The following is a 12299-nucleotide window of genomic DNA, read 5'->3' as shown; positions in this document are numbered from 1 at the left end:
CAAACGCATACTGGAGAGGGCTTATGACAATCAAATTTGGTCTGGCAGGTGGAATCGTGGTATGGCTGGCCTACGTAGCATGGATGGCGAGCTACTATTCAGGCACTTTTTCTCTGTTCTCTCATTAATACCGGGCAGAGCAACAGAAACCCGTTTAATGCAGATTTTCAGGCATAAAAAAACGCGCCGCAGGCAAAAGCACTGGGGCGCGTTTTTTAGCGGCTGCATCAGGCGGCTTTAACGGCGCGCACTTTTCTGGCCGGTGCGGTTTCACCGTCCTGACTCGCGTCTGAGGTCTCAGCCGCGTCGGCTTTTTTCGCCGCGCCGGCGGCGTCAGCGGCATCCGGAAGCTTACTGGTGCGCAGAATATGCTGGATCGTCTCTTTCTGCTCGGCGAGCAGCAGACCAAGCGTTTCCGTCTGAGACTCATCCATATCGGGCTGATGCTGCGTTAACCAGTCGGTAAAGGCTTCCGCCAAATCGAGCATTTTGTCGTAGGCATCCGCCTCTTTTTTGCTGACAAACGTCATTTTCTCTTCACCCTTCCTGACGACTACGTATTTAATTTCGACAGCCATTTTCGCCTCTCCGATACTGTTAATATATACAGTATATCCCTCCTGCGGCGAGATTGCATCCTTTTTTCCCGTCAGCCATCAGGTAAAGTAGAGAATTTTTTCTATTGCGAAATCAGTTCATTAAGGAAGTCGGCAAGGGCTTTGCGCGGATCATCCTCTTCGGACACGATCATCTCAATGCCCCACTGGCCTAACACCTCGCGTGCCACAGGATTGTTTCGATTGGTAAAGAGATAGGACTTCGGCCGGGCGGTAGCCAGTCCCGTTCTGCCCCACATTTTCGTCAGGCGATAAAACAGCAGGCGGATGTTGAAGTCACTGATGCTATAGCCGACAAACAGCACCGAATTGCCCATCACATCATGGGTAAGTTTGATGTCCAGCGGCGAGTCAAAATAGAGCCGCTCAAAATAGCTGCTTTCATCCAGCACAATCGAGGTGTCGTCATCAAAATCGCCGTGCAGCTTAATGATATGCCGCTTATCTTCCGTTAACGCCACCAGATCGGCCGCATTGGCGACCTTACTGTAGGGCACGCCGTGCGCCTCGTGCGCGGCTTCCAGCCAGCGATCGTAATTAGTGGTATAGATACGGCTAAAATTCCCCTGGGTGATCATGGTGTGAATTTCAGAGCTTCGAACATCGATGTCAGGCCGATGCCACTCGCGATCCATCCAGCTGCGTAGCGGTCCCAGCGAGCCTTTTTTCTGTTTGTAATACTCAGCCAGCGAAAGATGGGTGCCGTAAGAGTTAAAGATTTTTGGGTCGTAACCCAGCTCGTTCGCCAGGTGGGCAATCAACTCATGCCATTCCGGCAGGCCAAGGTTGCGCGAAATGCCTGCGCCAGCGAACAAAATAAGCTTACCGGCGTCGTAAGCGCGTTTTATTTCCGGGATCATGCCACTCCTCGCGCGGTTTTCAGAAAATCAGCAAAGCGATCGAGCGCCAGCTTACGCATCGATATCTCGTTTTTAAGCTCGCCCATTTCAGCAAAGGTCTGGCTATAGCCTTCGGGAATAAAGATGCAGTCCCACTGAAACTCCTGCGACCCGGCCGGTTTCGCGGCGATGGTCCCGCGCACTTCGCCATGAAACTGATACATTTTACGACCGTCACAGTAGCCCAGCACGGTCTTCGCCGTGACGGCCTGGCTGTCCAGCCCCTGTACCAGCTTGGCGAAGCGCTCTGCTTCCAGACGGTTCCAGAAAATGCGCGTTAGCCCGGCGGGCAAACCATTGAGCCCGTCGAGATAGAGACCGGTATGCTCAACAAAGAGTGGACGACCAATAAGAGAAAAGGCTTTGGTCAGCTTATCGCGTACCAGTTCCAGCTCATTTTCCGTCTGGATTTCTTCAATACGACGCGCAATGGGCAATACGTCAACGCCGACCGGTTCAAGGATTTTGCGTACCTCGGTCAACTTATATTCGTTGGCCGATAAAAAACGGATTTTCATTACCACCCTACTCAATACGGTTCTGCGACAGGGTATTGTCCTGAAAGCGGCTGACGCAGGACCAGCGCCAGGCCAGCATCGGGACGGAATGACTAGAGTCTAGCCCGACTGGGGCAGGCTGAAAAATAATTCTGTGATGAATTACAGGGTGATGGCTGGCCTGCGGCAGCTTTGCGGTCGGGCAAAAGGAGCGAACAGGCCCATCGCCCGCATTTCTGTTATCCAACTCGAAAAGGCGCTGGCTGAACGCCAGGGACGCGCCTTCAAAAGAAATGATGCGTCGTTGAGTTCGCGCGCCCTGCCTCGCTGGACGGCATGCCGGTCCCAGCCCGCTTAAATCCTTGCAGTCCCGCGACGGGACCACCCTGTTAGCCCCGGTATGGGACAGCGAGTTATCTCTCCAGCAACGCCAGGAGACGCAGTGTCAGGCAGAGCAGGCTTTAACAGCGGGATGAAGTCAGTAAGGCCCGCCGCATACGGGCTTTTACTGCTCCTGCGGCGGAGGGTTACATGACGGGTCACAGGCGGCGTTAACCCTTTCCTTAAGGCTCGCGCGTATCAGCTCCGCTTTCGCCGCCTTGCCCCGTGCGTGGTTCATTCAGCGCACAGCCACGCGCGCCTGCGTCAGTAAACAATCCCCGGCGGATTAACCGTGGATGCCTTGACCGCCTCATTCTCTTCTCCCCAGCGGTTCAGCACCTGCTGATACTGACCGCCAGCAATAGCGCCGTTGATGGCGCTCTGTAACGCCTGCGCCAGGCCATTGCCTTTTTTCGTCGTCACCGCCACCCAGGATCGCACCGGTCCGTAGCCCGCGATTCGGGTATCTCCGCGCGAGGCTACCTTCCAGGCCGCCATCGACTGCGGACCAAACAGCGCATCGGCACGGCCCGAAAGCAGCGTCAGCGTCGCGGCCGCCTCATCGGTCAGGTAAACCGGCGTGACGGGCTTAAGCCCCTGCGCGCGGTTTTTCTCATCCCAGCCGAGCAGGATACGTTCCTGATTAGTGCCGGAGCCGACGATAATGCGCTTGCCTGCTATATCCTCCGCCTGCCTGATAGCGCGAATTGGGCTATCGGCCTTGACCAGAAAAGCATGGCCGTCTGCGCGGTAGGTAGCGAAGTCAAATTTCTTCTTGCGCTCCTCCGTCACGGCGATATTAAACATGGCCACGTCGTAGCGTCCGGCGGTCACGCCCAGCGGCCAGTCTTCCCACGAGGCAGGCACCAGCCGCAGCTTTAATCCCAGGCTATCAGCCAGCAGCCGCGCAAAATCGGCATCGCTGCCGATGCGCGTTTTATTGTCGGACGCCAGCAGTCCCAGCGGCGGGGAATTGGTATTGGATGTCGCGACGGTCAGATAGCCCGGCTCCACAAAATGAAAACCGGCCGGGATCAGGCGGATCGCCTGCGGATTCGCCGGCGCCGCTATCGGCGTCTCATTCTTCGTAACATCCAGACGCTCCGCCGCCAGCAGCGGCTGCGCGGCGCACAGCAGCAGCGCGGTTAATAACGCTATTCTCATCGCCGCCGCCTTATAAAACGCGCGCAAGGAAGCGTCGCGTGCGCTCATGGCGCGGATTGCTCAGCACCTGCGCAGCGCTGCCCTGCTCAACAATTTTGCCGTCGACCATAAACACCACGTTATCGGCCACTTCACGAGCAAAGCCAATCTCATGCGTCACGATCACCAGCGTAGTGCCGGAGCGCGCCAGTTTTTTAATGACGTCCAGCACTTCGCCCACCAGCTCAGGGTCAAGCGCTGAGGTCGGTTCGTCAAACAGCATCACGCGCGGATTGAGCATCAGCGCGCGCGCAATGGCGATACGCTGCTGCTGTCCGCCGGACAGATGACGCGGCCAGGCGTCGGCTTTATGGCGCAGCCCGACGATCTCCAGCAGTTCGCCGGCGCGCGTAATGGCGTCGCGCTTTGACAGCTGACGATGCGCGACAGGCGCTTCAATCAGGTTCTCCAGCACCGTGAGGTGCGGGAACAGATTAAAGTTCTGAAACACATAGCCGACGTTGATGCGCTGGCGCAGAATCGCCTTCTCTTTCAGCTCATAGAGCTTATCGCCGCGCCGCTGATAGCCGATGTAGTCGCCGTCAATCTGGATAAAGCCTTCATCAACGCGCTCCAGGTGATTCAGGGTGCGCAGCAGGGTGGATTTGCCGGAGCCGGACGGACCGACAATCACCGTTACCGAACCAGGTTCCAGCTCAAGCGAAACGTTATCCAGCGCCTTATGGCGGCCGTAACTTTTACTGACGCCGGTGATACTAATCGCGCCGGTCGCGTGCGCCTGACGATAATCAATGGCTTCGGACATGGCTAATCTCCTCATTTGCGGCAACGGGTTTCAGGCGGCTGCGCCACTGACGCCAGCGCGAAGGCTGCGGATCGCGGGTGACACTGCGCGCCAGCCAGCGCTCAACGCTGTGCTGGATCACCGACAGCACGGTGGTAATGATCAGATACCAGGCCGCTCCGACCATCAGCAGCGGGATCACTTCCTGGTTGCGGTTGTAAATCATCTGGATGGTGTAAAAAAGCTCCGGCATCGCCAGCACGTATACCATCGCCGTCCCTTTGGCGAGGCTGATGATCTCGTTAAAGGCAGTAGGAATAATGGCGCGCAGCGCCTGCGGCAAAATAATGCGAAAGGTACGCCGCGTCGCAGAGAGACCGAGCGCGGACGCGGCTTCCACCTGCCCATGATCGACGCCGAGAAAGCCCCCGCGAATAATCTCCGCGCTGTAGGCGGCCTGCACCAGCGTCAGGCCGATGACCGCAGCGGGAAACTGCCCCAGCACATTGATGGTTTGAAAGTGGCCCCAGGCCAGCGTGGTAAAGGGCACGCCAAACGACAGCTGGTCATAGAGGTAGGAGAAGTTATACAGAATAATCAGCACCACAATCAGCGGCAGCGAGCGGAACAGCCAGATATAGCCCCAGGCCAGGCTGCTGAGCAGCCAGGACGAAGAGAGGCGCGCCAGCGCCAGAAAGCCGCCAAAAATCAGGCTGAACACGGTGCCAAGCAGCGTCAGCAGCAGCGTCTGCCCCAGACCGTGCAGGATCACCGGGTCAAAGAACCAGCGGGCGAAAACGCCCCACTCCCAGCGCGGATTGAGCGCCACGGATTCCGTGACGCCCGCCAGAATAAACAGGGCGACGATCGCCCCGATAGTGCGCGCCGGATAGCGCGCCGGCACCACTTTTAAGTGTTGATGATCCCTGCTCATCGTTTCTCCTTAACTTGCCTGAGCGACGCTGTCGGCGTCGATGACTTTGGTAAAACGCAGACGACCGTCATAAGGGGGCTGCCCGTAGCGCTCAAGATCGCCGCTGAGATCAAACTGCGGCTGATAACCGAAACTGCTGTAGAGATGCACCGCTTCCGGCTGCCGAAACCCGGTCGTAAGGTAGAGACGGCGATAACCGGCAAGCCGCGCGCGCCGCTCCAGCTCCTGCACCACCCGTAGCGCCAGCCCCTGACGCCGCAGATCGCTGCGCGTCCAGATGCGCTTTAATTCGGCGGTCTCGCTGTCAAACGGCTTATAGGCCCCCATGGCGATAATTTCCCCGTCGCGCTCCAGCACGATAAACAGGCCGCGCGGCGGCAGATACCACTCCGTCTTTTCCACCTCCTGGTTATTGCGGAAAAAATCGCCATAGCGCGAGGCGTAAAACGCAAACAGCCCAGTGAGAATCGGCTGAAGCTCCGGGGCCTCCGGCGAGACGTCGCGGAAAAATTGCTGACTCATCTTTCCCTCCTTAGTCGCCCAGACCCGGCGGGTTGATTTCAGAGCGGTCGATCTTCTCCACGCCCTCGCCCCAGCGATTCAGCACCTTGAGGTAGTCACCGTTCTGGATCACCCCGTTTAGCGCGGTATTGATCGGCTCAGCGAGACCGCTGCCTTTTTTCACCGTCACCGCGATATGCGCGACTTTCGGCCAGCCGCCGTCGAAGCTGCCCACCAGACGGGTTTTGCCGGTCAGCGCCGCTTTCCACGCGCCAATCACGTTCGGTCCGAAATAGGCGTCGGCGCGTCCCGCCTGCAACGCCAGCGTCTGGCTGGCGTCATCTTTGGTATAGATCGGCGTGAAAGGCTTCAGCCCTTTCGCCTGATTGGCCTTATCCCACTCCAGCAGCACCGCTTCCTGATTGGTGCCGGAGCCGACGATAATGCGCAGCCCGGCAATATCTTCCGGCTTCGCGATGGCGCGAATCTTGCTGTCGGCCTTCACGTAGAAGCCAAGCGTATCGCGGCGATAGGTGGCGAAATCAAACTTCTCTTTACGCTCTCTGGTGACGGTTACGTTAGAGATGGCCGCGTCGTATTTGCCCGACGCCACGCCAAGCGGCCAGTCTTCCCATGAGGTCGGCACCACGTTGAGCTTCAGGCCAAGGCTGTCGGCAACCAGACGCGCAATATCCACCTCGCTACCCAGCAGCGTTTTGTTATCGTCGGAGAAAACCGTCAGCGGCGGCGAGTTCTGCGCGGCGACCGCCACGGTAAAGGAACCCGGCACCACAAAGTGATGGCCTGCCGGGATCTGCGCCACCGCCCGATCGTTTTTCGGGGTATTGATAGGCTGTTTATTGGCTTCAAGGCTGACGCGCTGGCCGTTGTAATCGACCTGCGTTCCTTCGGCAGAGACGCCACCTGAAACCGTCAGCAACAGCAGGGCGATAAGGGTTTTACTGGTCTGCATAGCAAGGGTGCTCTTAACGTTGTGAAAATTGATTAGCCGGTTCTGCAAGGCCCAGACTGGCGCGCAGAGTTGTGCCGGGATAGTCGCGTCGCGTCAGGCCGCGCGCCTGTAATACCGGCACCACGCGATCGACAAAACGCTCAAAGGTATCGGGCGTGCCGCCCTGAATGATGAAGCCGTCGGTCGCGCCGTTGTCGAACCAGTGTTGCAGACCGTCCGCCACCTGTTCCGGCGTGCCGTAAAACAGCGGGCGCGGCGTCGCCGCTTCCAGCGCAGCCTGACGCAGGGTATGACCATGCTGACGCGCCTTGCGCTTGATCTCGTCGGTGGTGCTGCGAAAGCTGTTCTGACCGATATCGCCCAGCTCAGGAAAGGGTTCGTCCAGCGGATACTGGGAAAAGTCGTGATGGTCGAAGAAGCGCCCCAGATAGTTGAGCGCATCCTGAATCGATACCAGCGCGGCGGTGGTCTGGTACTGCTGCTCCACATCCTCGGCGCTGTCGCCGACAATCACGCTGACGCCCTGAAAAATATGCAAATCGTTCGGCTGACGGCCGTTTTCCACCAGCTGGCGCTTAACGTCGCGGTAAAAGGCCTGCGCCTCCTCCAGCGTCGCCTGATGGGTAAAAATGGCGTCGGCATGACGCGCCGCCAGCTTTTTACCATCTTCAGAGGCGCCTGCCTGGAACAGGATCGGGCGGCCCTGCGGCGTGCGCTGGATATTCAGCGGTCCGGCCACCTGGAAAAAATCGCCGTGGTGATCGATGGCGTGCAGCTTACTGGGGTCAAAGAACTGGCCGCTGGCTTTATCGCGGACAAAGGCCCCCTCTTCCCAGGAGTCCCACAGTCCTTTCACCACGGTAAGGTACTCATCGGCGATGCGGTAGCGTAGCGCATGTTCCGGATGCTGCTTGCGGGAAAAGTTTTTGGCCGAGCCTTCCAGCGGCGAGGTCACCACGTTCCAGCCCGCCCGGCCGCCGCTCAGATGATCGAGGCTGGCGAACTGGCGCGCGGTAATAAAAGGCTCGCTGTAGGAGGTAGACACCGTGCCCACCAGCCCCAGATGCTCGGTCGCGCCCGCCAGCGCCGACAGTAGCGTCAGCGGCTCAAAGCGGTTAAGGAAATGAGGAATCGATTTTTCATTGATATAGAGACCATCGGCGACAAACAGGAAGTCAAGCTTGCCCTCTTCCGCTTTGCGCGCGATGCGTTTTGCATACTCCAGGCTAATGCTGGCGTCGGCCTGCGCGGCGGGATGTCGCCACGCGGACATATTGCCGGACGCGCCATGTAAAATGGTACCCAGTCGAAGCTCTCTTGTGGTCATGATGTGCTCTCTGTTTTTTGTGACAGCGACGCCTGCCGCACGGCGGATCGCTGCGTGCGTAGGCCGTCTCGTTCAGGGGATCAGGTCAGAATGGCGTCGCGACATCGCGCGTTAAGCTGTTCCAGCGCCTGCTGGGCCAGCTGTGCGAAGTAGCGCGCGGCGGGAGCGATAAGCGCCTCGTCGGGATTAAAAGCGGCATGATGCAGGCCAGATGCGCTGGCGCTGCCAATACTGACAAAGGCGCCAGGCAGTTTTTGCAGATAGAAGGCGAAATCTTCTCCGCCAAGATGCAGATCGGCGGTCTGCACGCGATAGCCCGCCTGTTCAGCGATCTCGCTGGAAAAGTGCGCCCAGTGCGGATCGTTGACCAGTACCGGCGGGCCGGCGTGCCAGCTTAGCGTCGCCTCCGCGCCCGCCGCCTCGGCGAAATGGGTAACCAGCGCGCGCACGCGCGCCTCCAGCCCGGCGCGCACCTCGCGATCGTGCGTGCGGGCGGTGCCGCCAAACTCCACGCTGCCGGGCAGCACGTTCCAGGTTTTTCCCGCGTCGATGCGCGTAATGCTCAGCACCAGGCTATCGAGGGTATTAAAGCTGCGGCTGGTCAGGCTTTGCAGCCCCTGAATAATCTGGCTGGCGGCGACGATGGTATCCACGCCCTCTTCCGGGTGCGCCGCGTGCGCCCCTTTGCCGTTGACGCGGATAATAAACTTATCGGCGTTGGCGTAGAATGCGCCGCCGCGCGTGGCGAACACGCCAGTTGGCAAGCCTGGCTCGTTGTGCATACCGAAAATCGCCTGCACGCCGTCCAGCACGCCTGCGTCGATAAACTGACGCGCGCCAGCAGCAATCTCTTCGGCAGGCTGAAACAGAATACGCACGCGGCCGTTAAGCTGCGCCTCCTGCTGTTTCAACAACAGCGCCGCGCCCAGCATCACTGCGCTATGCACGTCGTGCCCACAGGCGTGCATCACGCCGGGATGACGCGAGTGAAATGATACGCCGCTGGACTCATGCACCGGCAGCGCGTCAATATCGGCGCGCAGCGCAATCAGGGCGTCGCCCTGACCCACTTCAGCCACCAGACCGGTTTTCAGCGGGTAGTCCAGCAGCCTGATATCCGCCGCCTGCAACCATGCGCGCAGGCGCGCGGTGGTCGCCTCTTCCTTGCCGGACAGCTCTGGCCAGGTATGGAGTTCGCGACGCCACGCAATCAGCTGAGTTTCAAAGGAGGTGCTCATGGTTGTCTCCGCCAGATCAGGCCGCTACGAGAAGATGTGTCGCCAGCAGCTCCAGCGAGCGCGCGCGCGCGCCTGGCTCTGCGATGGGCGTATCGATAACAAACTCGTCGATGCCATAGTGCTGATGCAGCGCATCAAGCTGGGCGTGCACCTGCGCAGCGGTGCCTTTCAGCAGAGACGGGGTACGGGGTTCGATCACATAGTCGGTAAAGCCGCCCTGACGCACGTAGCGTTCAGCCTGTTCAAGGCTGGCGACATTGACGCCCTGGCCGCCGTTGACCTTAACGTGGTAGTGGCGCAGCCCCTTGACCAGCAGATCCGCTTCCGCCGGGGAGTCGGCCACCACCACCTGCACCGCCACCAGCGCGCGCTGGCCGCTGAGGCGATGGTAGGTGCCGAGGGTGTTCTCCATTAGCTGACGATCGCCGTTGAGATGCGCGGCGAACACCAGCTGCCAGCCCTGCTGCGCCGCGAGCGTGGCGCTCTCTTCGCTCGCGCCCAGCAGAAAACGGTTCGCCGGACGCGGCGGCAGCGGCGTGGCGCGCAGCGTCTCTTCGTCGTCAGCCGCAGGCTGCGGCGGCGCGTCGAGCCACTGGCCAAGCTGCTTCAGCTGATCGGCAAAGCTGCCTTTAGCCTGTGCATCCACACCCGCCTGAAGCGCGCGGGTAGAGAGCGGCAGCCCGCCCGGCGCTTTGCCGACGCCAAGGTCGATACGGCCCGGCGCCAGCGACGCCAGCAGATTAAAGTTTTCCGCCACCTTATAGGGGCTGTAGTGTTGCAGCATCACGCCGCCGGAGCCGACGCGAATATGCTGCGTCTGCGCGATGATCCAGGCGATCAGCACTTCCGGCGACGGACTCGCCAGCTGCGCGCTATTGTGATGTTCGGCCAGCCAGAAACGGTGATAGCCCCAGCGTTCCGCCTGTTGCGCCAGCTGCAAGGTGCGCTGTAGCGCGCTGCTGGCCGGCTCATTGGCGAGCATCGGCGATTTATCCAACAGACTCAGACGATATGACATTCACCCTTCCTCACTTATATCCAGTTGCGACTCAGTGTGAGGCGAGGTTAATCGTTCGTAAAACAACAAATATGAAAAAGGGATGGAGGAAAATGGCATAGCGAAATTTATTTTACCGATAACAAATTTATAGCGGCCTTATATTCAGCCTCGCAGATCAAGGAAAGAAAAATAGTTTTCAGGCGCAGGAGAAATTAATCTTCTTTTCACTGAGCGGCTTATTGTTATTTTTACATAAGCTTTGCGCAATTCGTTGGTTCATTTGCCTCGCGCCGCGTCCGATGATGAATATCGCCGTTAAAGGCGGTTGATAACAAAGGAATTAACATGACGCGATTTCGTTTTTCGCCGCTGCCGCGCGCACTGGCGTTTGCTCTGCTTGCAGGGAGTCTCACGGTTCACGCGGCAGAAACGCCGGTGAAAGGCGGCACGCTGATCTATCTTGAACAGCAGGCGCACACCAATCTCTATCCGCCTGCTGGCGGCTTCTATCCCAACGGCGGCATCCTTAATCAGATTACCGACAAGCTTACCTGGCAGAATCCCGAAACCTTGCAGGTTGAACCCTGGATCGCAGAGAGCTGGAGCAGCAACGCCGATAAAACCGAATACACCTTTAAAATTCGCCCCGGCGTGACCTTTTCCGACGGCACGGTTTTAGATGCGAACGCGGTCGCAAAAAACTTCGACACCTACGGTCTGGGAAATAAAGCGCAGCGTCTGCCGGTGTCGGAGGTGATTAATAATTACGACCACAGCGAAGTCATCGATCCGCTGACGGTTAAGTTTTATTTTAAAAAACCTTCCCCCGGTTTTTTACAGGGCACCGCCACCATTGGTTCCGGTTTAGTGTCGCTGAGTACCCTGGCGCGTAATTTCGATCAGCTTGGCGATGCGCGCCATATTATCGGTTCAGGGCCGTTTGTGGTGAGTGATGAAAAGCTGGGCCGCGAAGTCGACCTGACCGCGCGTAAAGACTATCACTGGGGACCGAAAAACGGACGCCATCAGGGACCCGCCAGTCTCGACGGCATTAAAATCATCGTCACGCCCGAAGACAGCGTGCGTATCGGCGCGTTGCTGGCCGGTCAGGCAGATATTATCCGGCAGGCACAGGCCTATGATGAAAAACAGGCGAAGGATCAGAACTTCCCGATCTACGCCGCCCCAACGCGCGGCGTGAACGACAGCATCAGCTTCCGTCCTGATAACCCGCTGGTCAGCGATATTCGCGTGCGTCAGGCGCTGCTACACGCCACCAATGCGAAGCAGGTGGTCGATACCCTGTTTTCACCCAACTATCCGCAGGCCAAATCGGTGATTGCCGCCAGCGCGGCGGGTTTTGTCGATCTCAGCGACAAGCTGAAGTTCGATCCGGAGCAGGCGAAAAAGCTGCTGGACGAGGCGGGCTGGAAAGCGGACGCCAGCGGCATACGCGCCAGAGAGGGCAAACCGCTGGCGCTGACGGTTTATGAATCCCTGCCGCAGCCGCAGAATAAAGAGGTATTGCAGCTAATCGCCCAGCAGTGGCGTCAGGTCGGCGTGGCGCTGACGGTAAAAGCCGGCGATGCGGGCAGCAAGACGCTCGACAACCTCGATCCGCTGAAAACGCCGCTTACCGTCTCGGAGGTTGGCCGCGCCGATCCTGACGTGGTCAAAAGCCAGTTCTATCCCGCCAACCGCGACGCGCTGCTGCAAAAAGGCGGCTCCAGCGACAAGGTACAACAGTTCCGCGACGATAAACTCAACGCGCTACTGCTGGCGATCTCTGCCGAAGTCGACCCGGCGAAGCGGCTACAGCTAACCGGCGACGCGCAGCGCTATCTGCTGGATAACGCCTACGTCATTCCGATTTTCGAAGAGCCGCAGGTATTCGCCGGCGCGCCCTGGCTGAAAGGCGTGCGCTTTGAAGCGGTCGGTCGTCCGGCGTTTTACGGCGCCTGGCTGGAAAAACACTAAGACGGGG

12 protein-coding genes are annotated in these 12299 nt (G+C 58.9%); 1 reads left to right on the top strand and 11 read right to left on the bottom strand.

Going from position 1 to position 12299, the window contains the following annotated elements; all coding sequences use genetic code 11:
* Positions 1-227: 227 nt before the first annotated feature.
* The 11 genes from BBB56_RS13110 to BBB56_RS13060 form a co-directional block, all read right to left on the bottom strand.
* The gene (locus BBB56_RS13110; RefSeq protein ID WP_123801392.1) at positions 228-578 is read right to left on the bottom strand and encodes a YebG family protein; all 351 of its coding nucleotides are present in this window, start codon (positions 576-578) and stop codon (positions 228-230) included.
* A gap of 101 nt (positions 579-679) precedes the next feature.
* Complete coding sequence (locus tag BBB56_RS13105; RefSeq protein ID WP_123801391.1) at positions 680-1477, bottom strand: SIR2 family protein; 798 nt, start codon at positions 1475-1477, stop codon at positions 680-682.
* Entirely contained in the window at positions 1474-2034 is a 561-nt protein-coding gene (locus BBB56_RS13100) for a non-canonical purine NTP pyrophosphatase (RefSeq protein WP_123801390.1), read from the bottom strand. Before BBB56_RS13100 ends, BBB56_RS13105 begins: the two co-directional genes overlap by 4 nt.
* A 624-nt stretch (positions 2035-2658) precedes the next feature.
* On the bottom strand, positions 2659-3558 hold the full coding sequence (locus BBB56_RS13095) for an ABC transporter substrate-binding protein (protein ID WP_123801389.1): 900 nt from the start codon (positions 3556-3558) through the stop codon (positions 2659-2661).
* A 10-nt stretch (positions 3559-3568) separates the two neighbouring features.
* Complete coding sequence (locus BBB56_RS13090) at positions 3569-4363, bottom strand: amino acid ABC transporter ATP-binding protein (RefSeq protein WP_123801388.1); 795 nt, start codon at positions 4361-4363, stop codon at positions 3569-3571.
* Positions 4347-5276 carry an amino acid ABC transporter permease gene (locus BBB56_RS13085; protein WP_123801387.1) on the bottom strand — a complete coding sequence of 310 codons (930 nt, stop codon included), beginning with the start codon at positions 5274-5276 and terminating at the stop codon, positions 4347-4349. Before BBB56_RS13085 ends, BBB56_RS13090 begins: the two co-directional genes overlap by 17 nt.
* 9 nt (positions 5277-5285) lie before the next feature.
* Complete coding sequence (locus tag BBB56_RS13080) at positions 5286-5798, bottom strand: GNAT family N-acetyltransferase (protein ID WP_123801386.1); 513 nt, start codon at positions 5796-5798, stop codon at positions 5286-5288.
* A gap of 10 nt (positions 5799-5808) precedes the next feature.
* Positions 5809-6750, bottom strand: coding sequence for an ABC transporter substrate-binding protein (locus tag BBB56_RS13075; protein WP_123801385.1), 942 nt, complete (start codon positions 6748-6750; stop codon positions 5809-5811).
* Between the two features lie 13 nt (positions 6751-6763).
* Positions 6764-8077, bottom strand: coding sequence for an LLM class flavin-dependent oxidoreductase (locus tag BBB56_RS13070; protein ID WP_123801384.1), 1314 nt, complete (start codon positions 8075-8077; stop codon positions 6764-6766).
* 80 nt (positions 8078-8157) lie between these two features.
* Positions 8158-9315, bottom strand: a complete 1158-nt coding sequence (locus tag BBB56_RS13065; RefSeq protein ID WP_123801383.1) for an amidohydrolase — start codon at positions 9313-9315, stop codon at positions 8158-8160.
* 16 nt (positions 9316-9331) lie between these two features.
* Positions 9332-10333 (bottom strand): MsnO8 family LLM class oxidoreductase, encoded by a 1002-nt coding sequence (locus BBB56_RS13060; protein ID WP_123801382.1) that lies wholly within the window; start codon positions 10331-10333, stop codon positions 9332-9334.
* Between the two features lie 327 nt (positions 10334-10660).
* On the opposite strand from BBB56_RS13060, the gene BBB56_RS13055 reads away from it, so the two are divergent.
* Positions 10661-12292, top strand: coding sequence for a TIGR04028 family ABC transporter substrate-binding protein (locus tag BBB56_RS13055; RefSeq protein WP_123801381.1), 1632 nt, complete (start codon positions 10661-10663; stop codon positions 12290-12292).
* Positions 12293-12299: the final 7 nt, after the last annotated feature.

Origin of the sequence: Candidatus Pantoea deserta, from assembly GCF_003813865.1 — a bacterium.
GTDB lineage: Bacteria > Pseudomonadota > Gammaproteobacteria > Enterobacterales > Enterobacteriaceae > Pantoea > Pantoea deserta.
The sequence above is the reverse complement of the archived record's forward strand: the minus strand, read 5'-3'. Positions and strand labels throughout refer to the sequence as shown.